The sequence below is a fragment of the Streptacidiphilus neutrinimicus genome (assembly GCF_000787815.1).
Taxonomy (GTDB): Bacteria; Actinomycetota; Actinomycetes; order Streptomycetales; family Streptomycetaceae; genus Streptacidiphilus; species Streptacidiphilus neutrinimicus.
In genome coordinates, this window is sequence record NZ_BBPO01000071.1 from 1 (window position 1) to 21,069 (window position 21,069).

The window sequence follows — 21,069 nt, forward strand, 5'->3', positions numbered from 1 at the left end:
GCGCGGCCCCGGCCCGCACCGCCGCTGCGGGCGCGGCGCTCCGCCCTGCCTCGTCGGGGCCCGGCCGGGAGGGGGTGACCGCTGGGCGGCGCGGCCTCCGTCGGCGTGTGCCCGCCGTCGAGGCTCCCTCGTGCTCCCACCGGTCGTGCTCCCGCAGCAGCCGCAGGCCGAAGTCGGCGGCGAGCCCGAGCCAGGCCGCGCAGTCGAGCACGAGCAGCCGAGCACAAGCAGGGCGAGCGACAGCCGCTCCGGTCCAGCCAGGTGCAGCCCGACCGAGAGGATCCCGGTCGCCATCACCGCCTCTCCCGCGACGGGCGGCAGCTCCGCCCACCAGTTGCCCGGTGTCTTCGTGCGGTCCCGTCACCCTTCCACGGCGGGGGCGGCGGGACCCGCAATGCGACGTGGAGTCATGCCGGGGTGGCACGACTCCTCGTGGAACAGGCCCTTCGGCGTCTCCGGACGTCCCCCGGCGACGACGCTCAGCCCAGCGCGACGTCCTTCTCGCGCAGCGCCTCCAGCACCGGCGCGTACATCCGCTCCTTGATCGTGCCCACCGTCGGACCCGCCTTGGCGGCGTGCGGACGGGCCAGCTCGATCGCGGCGGTACGCAGCCCCGCCTCGTCGGCGGTCGCGTCCACGATCCCGGCGGTCAGCGCGTCGCCGCCGCCGTAGCGGTGCGCGGTGACCATGGCCGTGTGCGCGGTCCGCGGCGAGAGCCGGGACTGGATCAACGCAGACATGCCGTGGGTGAAGGGGATGTTGATCTCGGCCTCGGGCAGGCACCAGAAGCCGCGGTCGGCGCGCATGATCCGCTGGTCGTGGGTCAGCGAGAGCATCGCCCCGGCGGCGAAGGTGTGCCCCTGCAGTGCGGCGACGGTGACGAACGGGAGCGTCAGCACGCGGGCGAACAGCGCCTGCACCGTCTCCACGTAGGAGCCGGCCTGGTCGGCGTGGGCGAAGAGCCAGTCCAGGTCGAGGCCGTTGGAGAAGAACTTCCCCGTCGCGGCGGTGACCAGGGCCTTCGGCCCCTCGGCCTGCTCCACCTCGTCGAGCAGCGCGTTGACGGCGGCCAGCCAGTCCGGGTGGAAGCGGTTCTCGCCGTCGCCGATGTCGAGGACGAAGACCTCGCCGTCACGGTCGAGCGCGGGGGAGTTCTGCGGTGTGGTCATGAGGGTGGCTCCTCGGGATCCGGCGCGTGGTCGCCCAGCATTGCTACTGATGAGTAACTTCTCCCGCCATCCTACCGACGCCCCCCGCCCTTGTCCGTGAGTTGGCGCAGCGATCGACCGCGGTGACGGACGGCTGAGGGCAGAGGCGAGAATGTCCGCGTGGACAACGCCGTGGACTACCCGGAACTGCTCGACGCCTGCATGGCGGCCGCCCTGCGGACCGCGGGAACGGGCCGGGTCGCCGACTACATCCCCGCTCTCGCCCGTGAGGACGGGCAGGCCTTCGGCATGGCCCTGGCCACCGTCGAGGGCGAGGTCTTCGGTGTCGGCGACTGGGAGCGTCCGTTCTCCATCCAGAGCATCTCCAAGCTGCTGACGCTGATACTGACCCTGGCGGACGGCGGCGAGGCGGAGCTGTGGCAGCGCGTCGGCCGCGAGCCCTCCGGCAACCCGTTCAACTCGCTGATCCAGCTGGAGACCGAGCACGGCATCCCGCGCAACCCGTTCATCAACGCGGGCGCCATCGTCGTCACCGACCGCCTGCACAGCCTGACGGACGGCCACGCGGCCGACACGGTCGTCGACTTCCTGCGCGCGGAATCCGGCAACGACGCCCTGCGCACCGACCCGGAGATCGCCGCCTCCGAGGCCGAGCACGGCCACCGCAACGCGGCCCTGGCCCACTTCATCGCCAGCCACGGCAACCTGGTCAACGAGGTCGACACCGTCCTCGCCGAGTACTACGCCCACTGCGCGATCGCCGCGTCCTGCGGGGACCTCGCCCGGGCCGGCCTCGTCCTGGCCCGCCACGGGCTGCGCGCCGACGGCACCCGTCTGCTCACCCGCAGCGAGGCCAAGCGCATCAACGCCATCCTGCTGACCTGCGGCACCTACGACGCGGCCGGCGACTTCGCCTACCGCGTCGGTCTCCCCGGCAAGTCCGGCGTCGGCGGCGGCATCCTCGCCGTGCTCCCCGGCCGCGCCGCCGTCTGCGCGTGGGGCCCGGCCCTCGACCCGGCCGGCAACTCCGTCGCGGCCGTCGCCGCGCTCGACGCCTTCACCACGCTCTCGGGCTGGTCGGTGTTCTGACTGGTCGGTGTTCTGAGGCGCGCCCCGCGCTGTCAGTGCCGGGCGGTAGCTTCCGGCCATGGGTGTCTATCTGGTCAGTGTCGCCGCGGACGAGTGGTTCGACGCGGAGGAGGGCGGCTTCGGGGAGCTTGCCACCGCGCTCGACGCCGCGCTGATCCAGCGCGGCCTGCCCCCGTTCGACTCGCTCCCCGGCGAGGCGGAGTTCGTCCGCGGCTCCGGGCTGCTCTTCGAGGAGAAGCTCTCCGCGCGGATGGAGGGCTTCACCGCCCTGTGCGCGGAGCACCTCACCGAGGCCGAGGCCGAGACGCTGGGTGGCTGGTCGGCGCTGGTGCCGATCTTCCTGGAGGACGGGATCCGGTTGCCGGTGCCGTCCGCGTACTGCGACGAGACGCTGGTGGCCGGGGCCCCGCAGGTGCTGGCCCTGGCCGAGCGTCTCGCGCGGCTGCTGGAGCTGCCGACCGAGGCGATACCGGCGACGTCGGACAACCTCGAGCTCACCCTCTGGTTCCGGAGCGACGGTCCGGCGCCGCGGGTGGCCGCCGAGCGCCCGGGGCCTTGGGCCGGGGATCTCGACACGGCCTTCTACGTCGCGCTCTACCTGCGCGCGGCGCAGCACTCGCTGCGCCGCAACTGCCCGCTCACCTACTGCTGAGCCGTCTCACGGCCGCGGGATGTTGCGCAGGTTGCTGCGGGCCAGATCGATCATCTTGCCGACGCCGCCGTCCAGGACGGTGCGCCCGGCGGCCAGTGCGAAGCCCTTGAGCTGGGCGGCGGTGATGGTCGGCGGCAGCGAGAGGGCGTTCGGGTCGGTGACCACGTCGACGAGGGCCGGGCCGGGGGCCGCGAGAGCCTCTGCCAGCGCCGCGCGGACCTCCGTCGGCCGGGTGACGCGGACGCCGTGGAGGCCGCAGGCGCGGGCGATCGCGGCGTAGTCGACGTCGCCGTTGTCGATCTCGTACTCGGGGTAGCCGCTGACCATCATCTCCAGCTTGATCATCCCGAGCGCGCCGTTGTTGAAGACCACGACCTTCACCGGCGCCCGCTTCGCGTACTTCTTCAGCGTCAGCAGCTCGCCCATCAGCATGCCGAGCCCGCCGTCGCCCGCGAGCGCGACCACCTGGCGGTCCGGGTGGGCCAGCTGCGCGCCGATCGCGTGCGGCAGTGCGTTCGCCATCGAGCCGTGCAGGAAGGAACCGATGACGCGGCGTCGGCCGTTCGGGGTGAGGTAGCGGGCGGCCCAGACGTTGTTCATGCCCGTGTCGACGGTGAAGACCGCGTCGTCCGAGGCCACGTCGTCGAGGATCGCGGCGACGTACTCGGGGTGGATCGGGGTGTGGTGCTCGATGTTCTTGGTGTACGCGCCGACCACCCGCTCCAGCGCCGCGCCGTGGCGGCGCAGCATGTCGTCGAGGAAGGAGCGGTCCTGCCGCGGCTTCAGCAGCGGCTGCACGGCGCGCAGCGTGGCCGCGACATCGCCGTGGACGGCCAGGTCCAGCGGTGTGCGCCGCCCGAAGCGGGTCGGGTCGTGGTCGATCTGGACGGTGTGGCTGCCCGGCAGGAAGGAGTCGTAGGGGAAGTCGGTACCGAGCAGCACAACCAGGTCCGCCTCGTGCAGCGCGTCATGGCAGGCGCCGTAGCCGAGCAGGCCGCTCATGCCGACGTCGTAGGGGTTGTCGAACTGGATCCACTCCTTGCCGCGCAGCGAGTGGCCGATCGGCGCCTGGATCGTCTCCGCCAGCCGCATCACCTCGGTGTGCGCGCCGCGCACGCCCGCGCCCGCGAACAGCACCGGCTTCCGCGCCCCGTTGATCGCCTCGCCCAGCGCCTCCACCTGGGCCTGCGCCGGCACGGCCGTCGCCCGCTGGTCCGGCTGCAGGAACGTGCTCACGCCCGTCGGCCGGGCGACGGGCAGCGCCGCCACGTCGCCGGGGAAGGCCACGACCGAGACTCCGCCGGCCCCGAGGGCGTGCTGGACGGCCGTGCGCAGCACCCGCGGCAGCTGGCCGGGCGTGCTGACCATCTCGCAGTAGCCGGAGCAGTCCACGAAGACCCGCTCGGGGTGGGTCTCCTGGAAGAAGTCGGTGCCGATCTGCGTGGACGGGATGTGCGAGGCCAGCCCGAGCACCGGCACCCGGGAGCGGTGCGCGTCGTACAGGCCCTGGATCAGGTGCGTGTTGCCCGGCCCGCAGGAGCCGGCGCAGACGGCGAGCCTGCCGGTCGTCTCCGCCTCCGCCGCGGCGGCGAACGCCCCGGCCTCCTCGTTGCGCACATGGATCCACTCGATCGCGCCCTCGCTGCGCCGGATGGCGTCGACGAGCGGGTTGAGGCTGTCCCCGACCACCCCGTAGACGCGTCGCACCCCTGCCTGGCGCAGGACGGTGATCATCTGCTCGGCGACCGTGCGGTCGGCCATGGGCTCCGCTCCCTCCGCTGGACTGGGCTTCCCCTTCGCCCCCGCTCGATCCTCCCCTCTGCTCACCGACTCCGCGCCGTATTTCGCCGCGCGCGTCGTGGCGCGTGCGGGCCATACTCCGGCTCATGGATCACTCCGCCCGCACCTTCGACGACCTCATCGCCGAGGCCGACGCCGTCTCCGTCGACGGCTGGGACTTCTCCTGGCTCGACGGCCGCGCGACTGAGGAGCGGCCCCCATGGGGCTACCAGCGTCTGCTCGGCGAGCGTCTGCGCGGCGCACGGTCCGCGCTCGACGTGCAGACCGGCGGCGGGGAGGTCCTCGCCGGAGCCACCGACGCCTACCCCGCGGCCATGGCGGCCACGGAGTCCTGGCCCCCGAACCAGGCCAAGGCCACCGCCCTGCTCCACCCCCGCGGCGTCGTGGTCGTCGCCACCCCGGACGAGCGCACGCTTCCCTTCGCCGACGGCGCCTTCGACCTGGTCACCTCCCGCCACCCGGCCACCACCCCGTGGGGCGAGATCTCCCGCGTGCTGAGCCCGGGCGGCACCTACTTCGCCCAGCACGTCGGCCCGGCGACCTCCCTGGAGCTCACCGAGTACTTCCTCGGGCCCTGGCCCGCCTCCGGCGCGGACCGCCACCCCGACGTCGAGACCGCCGAGGCCCGCGCGGTCGGCCTGGAGGTCGTCGACCTCCGCACCGCGCGCCTCCGCATGGAGTTCCACGACATCGGCGCGGTCGTCTATTTCCTCCGCAAGGTCTTCTGGACCGTCCCGGACTTCTCCACCGAGAAGTACCTCGACCGCCTCCGCACCATGGACGCCCAGATCCGCCGCGACGGCCCCTTCCTCGCCCACTCCACCCGCCACCTGATCGAGGCGCGGAAGGTCTGACGGCACGAGGGCGTGAAAAAGCCGGAGGCCCTGTCGATCGATCGACAGGGCCTCCGGCTTTGCGAAGTCGGGGTGGCGGGATTTGAACCCACGGCCTCTTCGTCCCGAACGAAGCGCGCTACCAAGCTGCGCTACACCCCGGTGCAACGACACGTAACTCTACCGGACCCGACCGGCTGCTTCTGACGGGAGGACGCGATGGAAAGCAGTGGGGCGGGCTCCTTCACAGGAGCCCGCCCCACTCACGGTTTCACCAGTCGGGGTGGCGGGATTTGAACCCACGGCCTCTTCGTCCCGAACGAAGCGCGCTACCAAGCTGCGCTACACCCCGGTGCAACGAGCATTACTGTAGCGGACCACCTGCCCAGGCACGAAATCCGATTCCGCAGGGTGCGACGTGGAGCCACCCTCGTTCAGCGGTTGTTCGCGAGACCGCCTGGTCCCTTCATGCCGTATCGGCATGACCGGACTCCTAAGATGGACGCATGTCCGAGCTGCGCCGCCTGCGGTACTTCCTGGCCGTCGCCGAGGAGCGGAACTTCACCCGCGCCGCGGAGCGACTGCACATCGCGCAGCCCGCGCTGAGCCGGCAGGTGCGGGAGCTGGAGCGGGAGCTCGGTGTCGAGCTGCTCGTGCGCACGACGCACAAGGTCGAGCCGACCGAGGCCGGGCGGATGCTGCTGGAGCGCGGGCCCGCGCTCCTGGACGCCGCCGACAGCCTCTGGCGCGGGGTCCGCGCCTTCGCGGACGGGCGGATGGGCAGCGTCAGCCTCGGCTACGGCATGAGCGCGGGCTACGAGACCGCGCCGCAGCTGCTGCTCGCCATGGGCGCGGAGGCCCCCGGTATCGAGGTGTCCGCGCGGGTGATGGCCTTCGCGGACATCGTCGACTCCGTCGCCGCCGGGACGCTGGACGTCGGCCTGGTCCGCTCCGCGCTGCCGGAGGCGCTGCCGGACGACGTCGAGCTGACGCTGCTGCGACGCGAGCGCCAGGGCGTCGTGATCAGCAGCGAGCACCCGCTCGCCGCGAACGGCGCCGACTCGATCGACCCCGCCGCGCTGGACGGCCTCAAGCTGCTGCTGCACCCGCGCACCCACAACCCCGGCCACTACGACGAGATCATGGAGATCTGCGCCCGGGCCGGCGCGCGTCCCGAGGTCCTCTACCGCGGCCTCGACTTCGACGCCTCCTACACCCCCGTCGCCTCCGGCGCGGCCGTCACGATGGTCGGCTACTCCGGTCGCATCGGCCTGCCGAGCGGGCTGCTCTGGCTCCCGGTCACGCCCGCGGCGTTCATCGAGGTCCACCTCGTCACCCGTCGCGAGAACCACTCACCCGCGGTCAAGCGGCTGCTGCGCGTCGCCGAGGAGACGTCCCGTCAGCACAACTGGCTGACCGGCGCGTTGGAGGAGTCGGTCACGGGCGTCGGGAACCGGCGTGCGCTCGGGCTCGACGGTGCGGACATCGGCGCGATCGACGGGGCCTACGAGGTCTGACCCGCGCCGCCCTCAGGCCCGCGCCCGGGGGCGCAGCGTGAGCAGGGTCGCTTCCGGCGGGCAGGCGAAGCGGACCGGGGTGTAGCGGTTGGTGCCGCAGCCCGCGGAGACGTGGAGGAAGCTGCGGCGGCCGCCCGCCGCGTGCGTGGAGAGGCCCTTGACCCGCTTGCGGTCGATGTCGCAGTTGGTGACCAGCGCGCCGTAGAAGGGGACGCAGAGCTGGCCGCCGTGGGTGTGGCCGGCCAGGATCAGCGGGTACTCGTCCGCCGTGAAGGCGTCCAGGACACGCAGGTAGGGCGCGTGGACGACGCCGAACGACAGGTCCGCGTCCGGGGAGGGGCCGCCCGCCACCGCGGCGTAGCGGTCGCGGCGGATGTGCGGGTCGTCCAACCCCGTCAGCTCCAGCTCCAGGTCGTTGACCTTGAGCGCGCCGCGCCGGTTGGTGAGGTCGAGCCAGCCCGCCGCGTCGAAGCCGTCGCGCAGGTCCGTCCACGGGTTGTGGATCGCGCCCTTGATGCCGCGCCGCGCGGAGCCGTCGGCGTTGTTCATGCCGTGGTTGCCGCTCACCATCGCGGTCAGGTAGCGGGTCGGGCTCTTGGGCTGCGGCCCGTAGTAGTCGTTGGAGCCGAAGACGTACGCCCCGGGGAAGTCCAGCAGCGGACCGAGCGCGTCGAGCGTCTGCGGCACCGCGTCCGGGTCGGAGAGGTTGTCGCCGGTGTTGATCACCAGGTCCGGGCGGAGCGCGGCCAGGCCGCGCAGCCAGATCTGCTTCTTGCGCTGCCCGTTCACCATGTGGATGTCGGACACCTGCAGCACCCGCATCGGCTTGGCCCCCGGCGGCAGCACCGGGATCTCCACCCGGCGCAGCCGGAACGAGCGCACCTCGACCCCGGCGGCATAGCCGACGCAGGCCGCGCCGACGGCGGCGGTGACTCCAAGGGCCTTCAGCGGAGCGGCGTATCGGGTGCGCATCCGTCCATGGTGGCAGACGCGTCAGGGCGGCCGACACGACGGGGCGGCCGTCCGTCCCCGCCGGCGCGACCTCCGGGACCGCGACCCGAGTCGTCGCACGTTAATCCGGGCGGCGGACCGGGCCCGGATGTCAGACTTGCCCCATGACCACCATGCTCAAGCAGCAGCTCCAGGAGGACCTCACCGCCGCGATCCGGGCCCGCGACGACCTCCGCTCCGGCACGATCCGGCTCACCCTCGCCGCCATCACCAAGGAGGAGGTGGCCGGCAAGACCGCGCGCGAGCTCAGCGACGAGGAGGTGCTGCAGGTCATCACCCGCGAGGCGAAGAAGCGTCGGGAGGCGGCGGAGGCGTTCGAGCAGGGCGGTCGCGCGGAGTCCGCCGCCCGCGAGCGCGCCGAGGGCGAGGTGCTGGCCGGATACCTGCCGAAGCAGCTGAGCGACGAGGAGCTCACCGCGATCGTCGCCGCCGCCGTATCCGAGGCCGCCGCGTCCGGGGCGGAGGGGCCGCGGGCGATGGGCGCGGTCATGAAGATCGTCAACCCGAAGGTCAAGGGGCTCGCCGAGGGCGGCCGCGTCGCCGCGGCGGTCAAGCAGGCGCTGGGCGGCTGACCCGCTCAGGCTCCCCCCGGGCTGACCTGCTCAGACCGACCCACCCGGACGAGACAGACGAGACAGACGAGACAGGGGCGCGGGGCTGTGACAGCCCCGCGCCCCTGCCGTGTCTCCGGGCGGTGTCAGTGGCCGCCGCCCGGGCCGCCGGCACCGCCGCCGATCGGATTGTTGCCGCCGGCGATGCCGACGAATCCCGTGGCGCCGAGGACGGTGTTGCCGGTGGCGCCGCCGTTCTTGCCGTGCTTGCCCTTGCCGCCGTTGTTGCCTCCGTTGTTGCCGCCGTTGGCGCCCTGGCCGTCGTTGGACGGGTTCGGGGACTGCGGCAGCGGCAGCAGGGTGAAGTTGGTCGGCGGGACCCCGGCCAGCGCGCCGGTCATCGCCTCACGCCAGATCGGGCCGGCCAGGGTGCTACCGAAGGCCGTGTTGTAGGGGACCGCGCTGCCGCCGATCAGCTGGCCGTCGTCGAGCGGCTCCAGCTTCGCGGTGTCGGAGACGACGGTCGCGGCGGCGATCTCCGGGGTGTAGCCGATGAACCAGACGCTGGCGCTCTTGTCGGTGGTGCCCGTCTTGCCCGCACTGGGCCGGCCGTCCTTGAACGCGTCCACCGCGCCGGTACCGTCGTTGACCACGCCGGCCAGCATCGAGTTGATCGCGTCGGCCGTGCTCTGCTGCATCGCCTGCTGGCAGTTGGCCTGAGGCACCGCCAGCGTCCTGTGGTCGGCCGTGGTCACCGAGGTGATCGCGGTCGGGTTGCAGTACACGCCGCGGGCGGCGAAGGACGCGTACACCGCGGCCATCTGCAGCGGGGCGATGTCGTTGGTGCCCAGCGTCATCGACTGGACCACCTGCAGCGGGTCGAGCTGGCCGGGCGTCCGATACTCCGAGGCCTGGTTCTTCAGGCCCAGCTTGTTCGCCATGGTGGCGACGTTGCACAGGCCCGCGGCCTGCTCCAGGGAGACGAAGTAGGTGTTGACCGACAGCGCCATGGCCTTGGCCATGTTGTAGGGGCCGACCAGGCTGTGGCTGTCGTTGTGGTCGTTGGGGACCGGCGCGAGGGTGTTGTTGTTGCAGTCCGTCATCGACGGGTAGTCGGCGGAGTACGGCGACGGGTAGGTGGTGCTCATGTTCAGGCCCTGGTCCAGCGCCGCGGCGGCGGTGATGGGCTTGAACGTCGAACCGGTCTGGAAGCCGAAGCCGCCGCCCATCGTCGCGTCGACGTTGTAGTTGATCGTCGTGATGTTGGCCTGCGGGCCGACGCCGTACGGGCGGCTCTGGCCCATGGCGAGGATCTTGCCGGTGCCCGGCTGCACCATCGACATCGCGGCGGCGGCCTTGTCGCCCGCGTAGACGTGGGAGGTCACCGAGTCGTTCAGCGCCTTCTGGGCCTTCGGGTCCAGCGTGGTGTGGATCTGCAGACCGCCTTGGTCCCACAGCGCCTGCCGGGCCGACTGGGTCTTGCCGAAGGCCGGGTCCTTGAGGATCACGTGCTCGACGTAGTCACAGAAGAAGGCTTCACCGTTGTGGTTCGCGGTGATGCAGCCCTCCTGGGGCTTGTGCGGGTTCAGCCCCAGCGGCGTCGCCTCGGCGGCCTTGGCCTGCGCCGCGGTGATCGAGCCGTACTCGGCCATCTTCTCCAGGACGGTGTTGCGGCGCTTGAGCGCGACGTCCGGGTAGACCAGCGGGTCGTAGTAGGTGGGCGACTGGACCATGCCGCCCAGCAGCGCGGCCTGCTGCACCTTCAGCTGGCTGGCGTGCACGCCGAAGTACCGCTCGGAGGCGGCCTCGACGCCGTAGGCCTGCTCGCCGAAGAAGGTGATGTTGAGGTAGTTGGTCAGGATCTGGTCCTTGGTCAGGGTCTCCTCGACCTTGATCGCGTACTTCAGCTCCTGGATCTTGCGGCCGACGGTCTGCCGCTGGGCCTCCAGCACCTTCGCCTGGTCGTTGCCGGCCTCCTCGACGAAGACGTTCTTGACGTACTGCTGGGTCAGCGTCGAGCCGCCCTGGGTGGCGCCGCCGCCGCCGTTGTTGGTCAGCGCGCGCAGCATGCCGCGCAGGTCGACCGCGCCGTGCTGGTAGAAGCGGTTGTCCTCGATGTCGACCAGCGCCTGGCGCATCGCGGGCGCGATCTGGCTCTCACTGACGACCGTGCGGTCGCGCGAGTACACCTTGGCGATGACGTTGTTCTCGTCGTCGTAGATGTAGGAGGCCTGGGACAGCGGCGGCTGGGTGAAGTCCGCCGGGAGGTTGTTGAAGTCGTTGACCGCCGACTTCGCCCCCAACCCCAGCGCGCCCACCGCCGGCAGGGCGAGGCCGGCCACGAGGCCACCGGCCAGCACGCTCGCGCCGAGGAGTCGGGCGCCGAGCGAGATCTGCTGGAGTGGGGACACCTTGCGCTTCGCTGCCATGGCAGAACCTTACGCGGCGTTCTTCGGACAGCTGGCCAGGTGTTCGCCTACTCTTGTCACAAGCGTGCGACAACTTGTTGCGCGCCCGCTTGATTCACTCTTGTGGGTGATGAGAGATGACCGAATCGCGGGGGATTGCCTGGCATATGCCAGGCGGATGAGCGGGCGGTAACGCCAGAACGGGCACCCGAAGCCCGAAGCGGCCGACGACCTGCGATCACTCCAACGGGTGACCTCTCGGGCACGCATAGTCCAAATGGGCCATAAGGATTGGGCCCCAAGGGGCTGTTGCAACGCGCACTTCTTCCGTAACGTCCTCAACTGGCAACGGCATATTCGCCGTTGCCGCCGTGGGGGAGCCTCGATTCGGGAGAGGACGGCGCCAGCATGAGCTGGGTTGAGGACTGGAGTGCGCAGGCCGCCTGCCGCACCAGTGATCCGGACGAACTGTTCGTCCAGGGGGCGGCACAGAACCGCGCGAAGGCGGTGTGCACCGGATGTCCGGTGCGGACCGAGTGCTTGGCTGATGCTCTGGACAACCGTGTCGAGTTCGGTGTCTGGGGGGGCATGACCGAGCGGGAGCGCAGAGCGCTGCTGCGTCGGCGCCCGACGGTCGTCTCGTGGCGGCGCCTGCTGGAGACGGCGCGCAGCGAGTACGAGCAGGCCTACGCGGTCGTCGCCGTGGACTTCGCCGAAGCGGGCTGAGAGCTGCACCGCTCCGGGCCCGGGGATGTTGCACGGTCCAGGTGCGCGGGGACTGCGCGAGAAACCACCCGCCTGCGGATGGCCCTGCGCGCCCCGCACCTTCCGCTCGTGAGTGGCTTGTCGCGCGGTTCCCCGCGCCCCTGAGGTACTTACTCGTCTGCCAACAGGGAACCGATCGCGCGGAGGCCGTCGAGGTCGTGGACGTCGCCGGCCAGGGCGGAGACCTCGGAGACGCGCACGTCCGGGTAGACGGACGCGAAGCGGTCCCGCATGCGGCGCTCCCTCGCGATGATCTGCATGCGCTCCGCATGCAGCCGCAGCAGGCCCGCGGCCAGTTGCTCGGCGTCCCCTGGCGGAGCCTCGTCCAGTGCCTCCGCCGCCGCCCGCGCGCGCTCCGCGCTGAGCTGGGGCGCGCCCGTGCTGTGGACGCGGTTGAGGACGAGGCCGGCCAGCGGCATGCGGTCGGCCTCCAGCCGGTCGACGAAGTACGCCGCCTCCCGGAGCGCGTCGCGCTCCGGCGCGGCGACGACGAGGAAGGCCGTGCCCTTCGCCTGGAGCAGCGCGTACGTCCGGTCCGCGCGCTCGCGGAAGCCGCCGAACATGGAGTCCATCGCCGCCACGAACGTCGAGACGTCCTGAAGGACCGTCGCCCCCAGCACCTTGCTGAGCACGCCCGTGAACATCGTCATACCGACGTTCAGCATCTTCATCGCGCTGCGCCCGCCCACCTTCGCGGGGGCGGTCAGCACCTTGATCAGCCGTCCGTCGAGGAACGAGCCCAGGCGGTTCGGCGCGTCCAGGAAGTCCAGCGCGGAGCGGCTCGGCGGGGTGTCGACGACGATGAGGTCCCACGTCCCACTGGCGTGGAGCTGGCCAAGCTTCTCCATCGCCATGTACTCCTGCGTGCCGGCGAAGCCGGAGGAGAGGGACTGGTAGAAGGGGTTCTCCATGATCTGCCGGGCCCGCTCGGCGTCGGCCGCGGCCAGCACGACCTCGTCGAAGGTCCGCTTCATGTCCAGCATCATGGCCTGGAGTTCACCCGGCCCGTTGACGCCCTTGACGACGCGCGGGGTGTTGTCGAGCTCGGTCAGGCCCATCGACTGCGCCAGCCGCCGGGCCGGGTCGATCGTCAGCACCACGACCTTGCGGCCCCGTTCGGCCGCCCGCAGGCCAAGTGCCGCCGCCGTGGTGGTCTTGCCGACCCCGCCACTGCCGCAGCAGACGATGATCCGGGTGCCCGGGTCGTCCAGCAGGGCGTCCACGTCCAGTTGACGGGTGGTCAACGGCTCGGATGAGGCTGTGCCCGCCGACGTCATGCCGCCCCCTGGGTCCGGAGTTCGGCGGCCAGCCGGTAGAGGCCGCCGAGGTCGACACCGCCCGACAGCTTGGGCAGTTCGTAGGTCGGGAGCCGCAGCCCCTGGATGTCTGCTCGTTGGGCGCGCTCCAGTTCGACGCGCGCGGCGTGCTCGCGGCCCTCCGCGAGCAGCGGACCGACGAGCCTGCGCACCGTCGGGCCGGGGCCGCCCCCGTTCGCGGCGGTGCGACGGCCGCCCAGGCCGCCCTCCGTCAACGCCAGGGCCAGCTCCTCCTCGTGGCCGTCCTCGGCCGCGAGCAGCGCCGCCTGGTCCAGGACCGGCGGGCGGACCATGTTCACGAAGACCCCGCCCACCGGCAGGTTCGCCGCGTGCAGGTCGGCCACGCCGTCCACGGTCTCCTGCACCGGCATCTCCTCCAGCAGCGTCACCAGGTGCACGGCGGTCTCCGGAGACTGGATCACCCGCATCACCGCCTGCGACTGGTTGTGGATCGGCCCGACCCTGGCCAGGCCCGCCACCTCGGTGTTGATGTTGAGGAACCTGGTCACCCGGCCTGTCGGCGGCGCGTCCATCACCACCGCGTCGTAGACGCGCCGCCCGTCCGGACGGCGACGACGGACGGCCTCGCAGGCCTTGCCCGTCAGCAGCACGTCCCGCAGACCGGGCGCGATGGTCGTGGCGAAGTCGATGAAGCCGAGCTTGCGCAGCGCCTTGCCCGCGCGGCCCAGCTTGTAGAACATCTCCAGGTACTCCAGCAGCGCCTGCTCGATGTCGATGGCCAGCGCGTACACCTCGCCGTGGCCGCGCCCGGCGGCCACCTTGCGCTCCTCGTAGGGCAGCGCGGCGATGCCGAAGAGCTCCGCGATGCCCTGGCGCTCCTCGACCTCGATCAGCAGCGTCCGGCGGCCCTCCTTCGCCAGCGCGAGCGCGAGCGCCGCCGCGACCGTGGTCTTGCCGGTGCCTCCCTTGCCGGTGACGACGTGGAGGCGGACTCCCTCCCAGTCCGGACCTGCAGGTGGAGCTGCGGGCATGAGCCGTGCCTCCCTGGCGATCGCGTCACGTCAATGCTGCCGTCCGGTCGAGCGTAACCAATGGGCATCCGGTGGACGGGCTAGAGTCCGTGTCATGACGAAGTGGGAATACGTGACGGTGCCGCTGCTGGTGCACGCGACCAAGCAGATCCTGGACACCTGGGGCGAGGACGGCTGGGAGCTCGTCCAGGTCGTTCCGGGCCCGAACAACCCCGAGCAGCTGGTGGCGTACCTGAAGCGGGAGAAGCAGTAACCATGAGCAAGGTTGAGAGCCGCCTGGCCGAGCTGGGCCTGGCACTGCCCGAGGTCGTCCCCCCGCTGGCGGCCTACGTCCCGGCCGTGCAGACCGGTGACTTCGTCTACACCTCGGGCCAGCTCCCGATGGTGGCCGGCAAGCTCGCCCTGACCGGCAAGGTCGGCGCCGAGGTCACCGCGGAGGAGGCCAAGGAGCAGGCGAAGATCTGCGCGATCAACGCGCTGGCGGCCGTCAAGTCCGTCATCGGCGACCTGGACCGTATCGAGCGCGTCGTCAAGGTCGTCGGCTTCGTCGCCTCCGCCCCCGACTTCACCGGCCAGCCGGGCGTCGTCAACGGCGCGAGTGAGCTGCTGGGCGAGGTCCTGGGCGACGCGGGCGTGCACGCCCGCAGTGCGGTCGGCGTCGCGGTGCTGCCGCTGGACGCGCCGGTCGAGGTCGAGATCCAGGTGCAGGTCCGCGCCTGAAGCCCGACGTGCCCGACGTGGAGGCCTCCTGGCGGAGGCCTTCGCCACGTCGGGGCGCGGTGTGATTTTCGAAGCCTGCGCCGTACGATCCGGCCATGAGTGATCGACGGAATGATCGACTCCCGCCGAGCTGGGCGGAGCGGATCGCGGCGCAGGCCCGCGGCGAGCTCACCCCCGTGCAGCCGCGCCGCGCGGCGACGGTGGTGCTGCTGCGCGCGGACGGCGAGGCCGTGGAGGCCTACCTGCTGCGCCGCCGCACGTCGATGGCGTTCGCGGGCGGCGCGTACGCCTATCCCGGCGGCGCCGTGGATCCGCGTGACAGCGCGCCCGGTCTCGGCTGGGCCGGCCCGGACCCGGCGGCCTGGGGCGAGCGGCTCGGCGTGCCCGCCGACGAGGCGCGCGCCGTCGTCTGCGCGGCGGTCCGGGAGACCTTCGAGGAGTCCGGCGTCCTGCTGGCCGGCCCCGACGCGGCCTCCGTCGTCGCCGACGTCTCCGGTGCGGAGTGGCGCGAGGCGCGCGCGGCGCTGGAGGCTCACGAGCTCTCCTTCGGCGAGTTCCTCGCCTCGCGCGGGCTGGTGCTGCGCAGCGACCTGCTCGGCGCGTGGTCCCGCTGGATCACCCCCGAGTTCGAGGAACGCCGCTACGACACCTGGTTCTTCGTCGCGACCGTCCCCGACGGCCAGCGCACCGCGGAGGTCCCCGGCGAGGCGGACCGGGTCGTGTGGATCTCCCCCGAGGAGGCCGCGGCACACCACGCGGCGGGCGAGTTCTTCATGCTGCCGCCGACCATCACCACCCTGCGCGAGCTCACCCCCTTCACCACGCCGGACGCGGCGCTGAGCGCGGCGAAGGCCCGCTCGATGGACCCGATCCTGGCCGAGGCCCGCATCGAGGACGACGGCGCGATCGTGGTCAGCTGGCCCGGTCACCCCGGCCTGGCCCTGCGGGGCCAGCTGTGAGCGGCGCCGTCGCCGTCACGGAGCGGGCCACGCTGGTCCTGGCGCCGAACCCCTCCCCGATGACGCTCGAGGGCACCAACACCTGGATCCTCGCCGAGCCCGGCTCGTCCGAGGCCGTCGTCGTCGACCCCGGCCCCCTGCACGAGGGCCACTTGGCCGCGGTCCTCGCGGCGGTGGAGTCCCAGGGCCGGCGCGTCGCGGCGACACTGCTGACGCACGGGCACCCGGACCACGCCGAGGGCGCGGCGCGGTTCGCCGCGCTGAGCGGCAGCGGGGTCCGCGCGCTGGACCCGGCGCTGCGGCTGGGCGCGGAGGGTCTGGCCGACGGCGAGGTCCTGGAGATCGGCGGCTTGGAGCTCCGCGTCGTCGGCACCCCGGGCCACACCTCGGACTCCCTCTGCTTCACGCTTCCCGCGGAGGGCTCGCTGCTGACCGGGGACACGGTCCTCGGTCGCGGTACCACCGTGGTCGCCCACCCCGACGGCCGCCTCGGCGACTACCTGGACTCCCTGGGACGCCTCCGCACGCTCGCGGAGGCCCGCGAGGCCCGGACGATCCTTCCCGGTCACGGACCCGTCCTGGAGGACGCCCTCGGCGCGGTGGAGTACTACCTCGCCCACCGCGAGTCCCGCCTGGCGCAGGTCGCCGCGGCACTCGAGGCGGGCCACACGACCCCGTCGGACGTCGTCGCCCACGTCTACGCGGACGTGGACCGCTCCCTGTGGCCCGCGGCGGAGTGGTCCGTGCGGGCGCAGCTGGAGTACTTGAGGGAAAGCAGGTAGCTGCACCACCTCAGGGGCGCGGGGAACGGCGCGAGCTCGGGGAACGGCGCGGCGGGGAAGGGTGCGAGCGCGGGGAACGCCGCGAGCGCGGGGAACGGCGCGAGTAACCGCCGGCGCGCGGTGGGCCCTGCGCGCCCCGGACCATTCGCGCGTCAGTGGCTCGTCGCGCAGAGCCCCCGCGCCCGAGTGCAACCGCACGCGGGCGCGCAGCTCGGCTGCTCGCGCCCATGCGGCGAGCCGCAAACAGCAGAGCCCCGCGCCCTGGGGGGTGCGGCTTGCTCGCGTGCCCGGACGGGTCAGCGCGAGCGGCGGGCGAGGCGTTCGACGTCGAGGAGGATGACGGCGCGGGCCTCGAGGCGGAGCCACCCGCGCTGGGCGAAGTCGGCGAGGGCCTTGTTGACCGTCTCGCGCGACGCGCCCACCAGCTGGGCCAGCTCCTCCTGGGTGAGGTCGTGCACCACGTGGATGCCCTCGTCCGAGGGGACGCCGAACCGGCGGGACAGGTCCAGCAGGGCCTTGGCGACACGGCCGGGGACGTCCGAGAAGACCAGGTCCGACATGACGTCGTTGGTGCGGCGCAGACGGCGCGCGATCGCGCGCAGCAGCGCGATGGCCACCTCGGGGCGGGTCGCCAGCCACGGCTGCAGGTCGCCGTGGCCGAGGCCGAGCAGCTTGACCTCGGTCAGCGCCGAGGCGGTCGCGGTGCGCGGGCCCGGGTCGAAGAGCGACAGCTCGCCGATCATCTCGCTCGGCCCCACCACCGCGAGCATGTTCTCGCGGCCGTCGGCCGAGGCCCGGTGCAGCTTCAGCTTGCCCTCGACGATGACGTAGAGCCGGTCCCCGGGGTCGCCCTCGTGGAACAGCGACTCGCCGCGGCTCAGCGTCGTCTCCGTCATGGAGGCACGCAGCTCGGCGGCCTGCTCGTCGTCCAGTGCGGTGAAGAGCGGTGCCCGCCGCAGAACGTCGTCCACTCGGTCCTCCTAGTCGGCCGTGCAGGCTTGAGGTTCGGTCCCCATCATGCCCGACCGGGAAACAGTGCGATCAATCACAACAAGTGTGTCTTACGTGTTTCCGGTTCTCCTAGCCGGGTGCCGGTCCTGAGACGGAATCGTCCATAAATCGGGACCGGATCCGGATCAGTCCACGCAGGGAATGCCCCTCCCCATCTCCACCGAGGCGCCCTGGAAGGGGATGCTCGACACCGCGTCGCCCGACGTGGTGCCGCTGTTGCCGCCGCCGAGCCCACCCCCGGCGACCGCGCTCGCCGCGCCTCCCGGGCGGCCCGCACCCACCGCGTCCGTGCCGAGCAGCACCTCGACGTGGCCCGCGGTCAGACTCGTGGACGCGGTCGGGGTGACTGGGACGGCGAGCTTCGCCGCGATCTGCCGGGCGGCCTGGGCCGCGTCCGCGCCGGAGCCGTAGCGGATGACGGTGCGGCTGCTGCGGGAGGCGGCGTTGCCGGTCCGGCCGGCGGTCCAGCCGGCGTCGACGAGGTCCTTCTGCTTCTGCGCCGCCAGGCCGGTGATGCCGGAGGCGTTCAGCACGTCCACTGTCGCCGGGGCGACGGGGCCGGACTGCTGCGGTGCGGCGGCGGGGGAGGACGAGCCGGCCGGGGCCGCCGCGGTCGGGCGCGGGTCGACGGAGGTGAGCCGCTGCATGATCCGCTGGATCTGCTGCGCGTCGACCAGGTTGACCGACTCTCCGTTTCGGGTGGCGAAGCCCTGGATCGGCAGGGTGTTGAAGACGACGTTCCCGCCGGTCAGGTTGGGCACCTGCTGGGCGAAGTCGAGCACGTTCCACTGCGAGTCCAGCACGACGTCCTTCTTCACCACGTCGAGCAGGCCCTGCATCTTGCCGAAGTCGTCGAAGAGGCCCTCCTGCTTCAGCTTGTACATCACCGAGGAGATGAAGGCCTGTTGACGGTGGGTGCGGTCGAGGTCGCCATTGGTGAGGTTGTGGCGCTGGCGGACGAAGGAGAGGGCTTGGGCCGCGTCGAGGGTGTTGTAGCCGGCGTGGAAGTCGGCGCCGGAGCCCTGACCGGCCATGGCCGGGTCCTTGGTGGCGTGCTTGAGGCAGACGGTGACCGGCTGGACGACCTTGGCGATGTCGTAGAAGCCGAGCAGGTTGACCTCGGCGAAGTGGTCGATGCGGACACCCAGGAACTGCTGGACGGTGGCCAGGGTCGCCTCGCGTCCGGCCTCGCGGCTCTGCTGTTCGAGCGCTGCGCCGGTCAGGCCCTGGGCCTTGAGCTTCGGCTCGATCGCGGCCTTGGCCAGGCCGTAGGCCTCCTTGACCTTGTGGCGGCCCTGGGAGGTGCCGTCGCCGTTGAGCGTCTCGACGTAGTCGTCGCGCGGGATCGAGACGGCCTGCACCTTGCCGCCGCCCGCGGGGATGTGCAGCAGGATCAGCGTGTTGGTGTTGTAGCCGCCGATGTCGCTGGAGCCCGCGTGCAGGTCCTGCTCGACGAACTGCTTGGGCAGGTCGTTGCCGTTCATGTCCTTGCGGCTGTCCAGCCCGATCAGCAGCAGGTTGATGGAGTTGTCGAGCTTGGGCGGCGCGTGACGCTGGGTGACCCCGAGCGCGTCGGAGGTGTTCAGACCGTCCGCCAGCGAGTGGTAGGTGATCCAGGAGACGCCGCTGCCCAGCAGCACCACCGCCGATGCGGTGGCCAGGGCCGCGCGTCCGGCCTTCACGAGCGGCGTCGCCGGGCGGCGTCCCACCGCGCGGTCCCCGGCACGCTCCCTGGGCCGCTCCCCGGCACGCTCCCTGGGCCGCTCGCCGGGGCGGTGGTCGGTGCGGTCCCGGACGCGCTCGCCGGGACGGTGGTCGGTGCGGTCCCGGACGCGCTCGCCGGGGTGGACCGGGGACCGGCCCTGAGGGCGCCCGTGCGGGCGTTCCTGGGGTCGGTCAGCCATGGTGGCTCCTTCGCGGGACGGGGACCTGGGCGGCGCGCCCGGCCGCGCGGGCGGCGAAGTGACGGGTCACCACGCGCCGCAGCGCGGGCGCGGCGAAGCCCGCGAGCAGGGCGAAGAGCATGGCCGGGAACACCTCGACCGAGCACCTGAGCACGCCGGTGCCGAACTTGTCGCCGGCGAAGTCCGAACGGTGCAGCAGCACCTGGTCGACGAAGGCCACGACGGCGATCACCAGCGGCGGGCTCGGCAGGACCCACCACAGGCCGCGGCGGGTGACCAGCAGCGCCGCCCAGGCGGAGGCCAGCACCGAGCAGATCAGGAAGAACCGGCCCAGCGGCGCGCCCGACACCTCGTCGACCAGCGCGCCGAGGACGGGCAGTCCCAGCAGCACCCAGCTCGCCTGTGGTCTGGCGAGCCGACCGCCGCGCACCGAATCCGCGCGCACCGATCCGCCGTGCACCGAGCCCCCGCGCACCGAGCCCCCGCGCACCGAGTCCCCGCGCTGCGGTGCCGGTCGGCCCCCGGGCCGGTACGCCTGCTGGTCGCCGTGCCCGTGTGCTTGGCCTTGGGGGCCGCGTTGGGCCGGTGGCTGGACGGTGCGCTCCGGCGACCTCGCCGCCTGGCGCTGCGTCGACTGCCCAGCCATGCCTCTCCTCTCACGCGGTCCCTCTGCACGTTCTCCCCGCCCTCGCACGCCTCTCGTTCGGCGGCAAAGCCCATAAACCCACTAGATCGGGGCTTAACAGGTGTAACAGACGCACAGGGGACATTCACGGTTCCGCGCGGCAAGCCGTCTCACGACGGGTCGTCACACGCCGGTCGCGCGCTCCCCAGCGCCTGCGCGTCCTTCGCGTGACTCCACGGCCAAGGCAACGAGCTCCGCCCACCACCGGTCACGGCCACGGGCGAGCAACTCCTGGGCCGCGTCGGCCGGGAGCACGCGCACCTCGACGACGGCCTCGCCGTCCTCGGGGTTGGTCGGCTCGGAGTCGACGACGACCTCGGCCCAGCCCCACAACCAGGCCTTCTCCGGATGCGGTTGCCACGGCCGGTAGGGCACGGGGTGGTCGGTGACGCAGCGGTGCGCGCCGATCCACACCGGCGCGCCGAGCAGGCGCGCGCCGGCCTCCTCGCGCAACTCCCTGGCCAGGCAGTCGTCGACGCTCTCGTCCCGCTCGCGGGTGCCGCCGGGCAGGAACCAGTGGTCGCGCTCGTCACGGCAGAGCACGACGCCGTGTCCGCCGTCGCGGCCCTGGCCGTCCGGGAGCGGGGCGAAGCCGATCAGGTGCACGTTGGTGACGAGCCGGTCCTCGGGCAGCTCGGCGGAGAACTGCGCGTCGTAGCCTCCCCAGGCCCAGAACTGCGGTGCGTGCAGGTCGGGGAACCGCAGTGCCAGGGCTTTCGGTCCGGCGGGGTCCGGAGCTCCCGAGCCGTCAGGACGCTCAGTCGTCGATGTCATTGATCGAGACTAGCGGCTGCGCTGGCCCGTTCGGGGGAGCGCGCGAGGTGCGCGGGGTTGACGCATCGCTGCCGAAACGTCACCGCGACCCGAACGTCACCGCCCGGCCCGAACGTCACCGCGGGCCGAAC

20 protein-coding genes, 2 tRNA genes and 1 pseudogene are annotated in these 21,069 nt (G+C 72.2%); 10 read left to right on the top strand and 13 right to left on the bottom strand.

Annotation, left to right across the window (positions count from 1 at the left end; translation table 11 throughout):
• Both TR48_RS45995 and TR48_RS31000 read right to left on the bottom strand, forming a co-directional pair.
• A pseudogene (locus TR48_RS45995) lies at nt 1–211 on the bottom strand (hypothetical protein); the annotation flags it as partial.
• A 268-nt stretch (nt 212–479) separates the two neighbouring features.
• Nucleotides 480–1,169 (bottom strand): enoyl-CoA hydratase-related protein, encoded by a 690-nt coding sequence (locus tag TR48_RS31000; RefSeq protein WP_042373620.1) that lies wholly within the window; start codon nt 1,167–1,169, stop codon nt 480–482.
• A 171-nt stretch (nt 1,170–1,340) separates the two neighbouring features.
• On the opposite strand from TR48_RS31000, the gene TR48_RS31005 reads away from it, so the two are divergent.
• On the top strand, nt 1,341–2,258 hold the full coding sequence (locus TR48_RS31005) for a glutaminase (RefSeq protein WP_268873611.1): 918 nt from the start codon (nt 1,341–1,343) through the stop codon (nt 2,256–2,258).
• Nucleotides 2,259–2,316: 58 nt separating this feature from the next.
• The gene (locus TR48_RS31010) at nt 2,317–2,910 is read left to right on the top strand and encodes a hypothetical protein (RefSeq protein WP_042373621.1); all 594 of its coding nucleotides are present in this window, start codon (nt 2,317–2,319) and stop codon (nt 2,908–2,910) included.
• A 6-nt stretch (nt 2,911–2,916) separates the two neighbouring features.
• Here TR48_RS31010 and TR48_RS31015 read toward each other — a convergent pair whose 3' ends face one another.
• Nucleotides 2,917–4,671: a pyruvate dehydrogenase gene (locus TR48_RS31015; RefSeq protein WP_042373622.1), complete on the bottom strand. Its 1,755-nt coding sequence runs from the start codon at nt 4,669–4,671 to the stop codon at nt 2,917–2,919.
• A gap of 125 nt (nt 4,672–4,796) precedes the next feature.
• On the opposite strand from TR48_RS31015, the gene TR48_RS31020 reads away from it, so the two are divergent.
• A complete protein-coding gene (locus TR48_RS31020; RefSeq protein WP_042373625.1) occupies nt 4,797–5,564 on the top strand; it encodes a methyltransferase domain-containing protein in 768 nt (255 codons plus the stop codon).
• Between the two features lie 67 nt (nt 5,565–5,631).
• Here the strand turns inward: TR48_RS31020 and TR48_RS31025 are convergent.
• A tRNA-Pro gene (locus TR48_RS31025) sits at nt 5,632–5,705 on the bottom strand.
• 116 nt (nt 5,706–5,821) lie between these two features.
• Nucleotides 5,822–5,895 (bottom strand) — tRNA-Pro (locus tag TR48_RS31030).
• 154 nt (nt 5,896–6,049) lie between these two features.
• Between TR48_RS31030 and TR48_RS31035 the strand changes: the two genes are divergently transcribed.
• On the top strand, nt 6,050–7,060 hold the full coding sequence (locus TR48_RS31035) for a LysR family transcriptional regulator (RefSeq protein WP_052443192.1): 1,011 nt from the start codon (nt 6,050–6,052) through the stop codon (nt 7,058–7,060).
• A 12-nt stretch (nt 7,061–7,072) separates the two neighbouring features.
• On the opposite strand, the gene TR48_RS31040 is transcribed toward TR48_RS31035, so the two are convergent.
• Entirely contained in the window at nt 7,073–8,032 is a 960-nt protein-coding gene (locus TR48_RS31040) for a metallophosphoesterase (RefSeq protein WP_042373627.1), read from the bottom strand.
• A gap of 143 nt (nt 8,033–8,175) precedes the next feature.
• Between TR48_RS31040 and TR48_RS31045 the strand changes: the two genes are divergently transcribed.
• A complete protein-coding gene (locus TR48_RS31045; RefSeq protein ID WP_042373628.1) occupies nt 8,176–8,643 on the top strand; it encodes a GatB/YqeY domain-containing protein in 468 nt (155 codons plus the stop codon).
• Nucleotides 8,644–8,768: 125 nt separating this feature from the next.
• On the opposite strand, the gene TR48_RS31050 is transcribed toward TR48_RS31045, so the two are convergent.
• On the bottom strand, nt 8,769–11,051 hold the full coding sequence (locus tag TR48_RS31050) for a transglycosylase domain-containing protein (protein WP_052443193.1): 2,283 nt from the start codon (nt 11,049–11,051) through the stop codon (nt 8,769–8,771).
• Between the two features lie 387 nt (nt 11,052–11,438).
• On the opposite strand from TR48_RS31050, the gene TR48_RS31055 reads away from it, so the two are divergent.
• On the top strand, nt 11,439–11,756 hold the full coding sequence (locus tag TR48_RS31055) for a WhiB family transcriptional regulator (RefSeq protein WP_042373630.1): 318 nt from the start codon (nt 11,439–11,441) through the stop codon (nt 11,754–11,756).
• A gap of 149 nt (nt 11,757–11,905) precedes the next feature.
• On the opposite strand, the gene bagB is transcribed toward TR48_RS31055, so the two are convergent.
• The gene (bagB, locus tag TR48_RS31060) at nt 11,906–13,072 is read right to left on the bottom strand and encodes an ATPase BagB (protein WP_042373632.1); all 1,167 of its coding nucleotides are present in this window, start codon (nt 13,070–13,072) and stop codon (nt 11,906–11,908) included.
• Nucleotides 13,069–14,103, bottom strand: a complete 1,035-nt coding sequence (gene bagA, locus TR48_RS31065; protein WP_042373634.1) for an ATPase BagA — start codon at nt 14,101–14,103, stop codon at nt 13,069–13,071. The genes bagB and bagA overlap by 4 nt, the downstream gene beginning before the upstream one ends.
• 94 nt (nt 14,104–14,197) lie before the next feature.
• Between bagA and sp36 the strand changes: the two genes are divergently transcribed.
• From sp36 to TR48_RS31080, 4 genes are all read left to right on the top strand, one after another.
• Nucleotides 14,198–14,356, top strand: coding sequence for a Sp36 family protein (gene sp36, locus TR48_RS42510; protein ID WP_143094391.1), 159 nt, complete (start codon nt 14,198–14,200; stop codon nt 14,354–14,356).
• A 2-nt stretch (nt 14,357–14,358) separates the two neighbouring features.
• Nucleotides 14,359–14,823 (top strand): RidA family protein, encoded by a 465-nt coding sequence (locus TR48_RS31070; RefSeq protein ID WP_042373636.1) that lies wholly within the window; start codon nt 14,359–14,361, stop codon nt 14,821–14,823.
• Between the two features lie 95 nt (nt 14,824–14,918).
• Nucleotides 14,919–15,782, top strand: coding sequence for an NUDIX hydrolase (locus TR48_RS31075; RefSeq protein WP_042373638.1), 864 nt, complete (start codon nt 14,919–14,921; stop codon nt 15,780–15,782).
• A complete protein-coding gene (locus tag TR48_RS31080) occupies nt 15,740–16,564 on the top strand; it encodes an MBL fold metallo-hydrolase (protein WP_042373665.1) in 825 nt (274 codons plus the stop codon). The genes TR48_RS31075 and TR48_RS31080 overlap by 43 nt, the downstream gene beginning before the upstream one ends.
• Nucleotides 16,565–16,860: 296 nt before the next feature.
• Here the strand turns inward: TR48_RS31080 and TR48_RS31085 are convergent, their stop codons facing one another.
• The 4 genes from TR48_RS31085 to TR48_RS31100 all read right to left on the bottom strand — a co-directional run bounded on the left by TR48_RS31085 (nt 16,861) and on the right by TR48_RS31100 (nt 20,938).
• Nucleotides 16,861–17,535, bottom strand: coding sequence for a Crp/Fnr family transcriptional regulator (locus TR48_RS31085; RefSeq protein WP_042373640.1), 675 nt, complete (start codon nt 17,533–17,535; stop codon nt 16,861–16,863).
• Between the two features lie 165 nt (nt 17,536–17,700).
• The gene (locus tag TR48_RS31090) at nt 17,701–19,479 is read right to left on the bottom strand and encodes an LCP family glycopolymer transferase (RefSeq protein WP_084729906.1); all 1,779 of its coding nucleotides are present in this window, start codon (nt 19,477–19,479) and stop codon (nt 17,701–17,703) included.
• Entirely contained in the window at nt 19,472–20,125 is a 654-nt protein-coding gene (locus TR48_RS42515) for a DUF6542 domain-containing protein (RefSeq protein ID WP_152628287.1), read from the bottom strand. Before TR48_RS42515 ends, TR48_RS31090 begins: the two co-directional genes overlap by 8 nt.
• A 162-nt stretch (nt 20,126–20,287) precedes the next feature.
• Nucleotides 20,288–20,938: an NUDIX domain-containing protein gene (locus TR48_RS31100; protein WP_174501757.1), complete on the bottom strand. Its 651-nt coding sequence runs from the start codon at nt 20,936–20,938 to the stop codon at nt 20,288–20,290.
• Nucleotides 20,939–21,069: the final 131 nt, after the last annotated feature.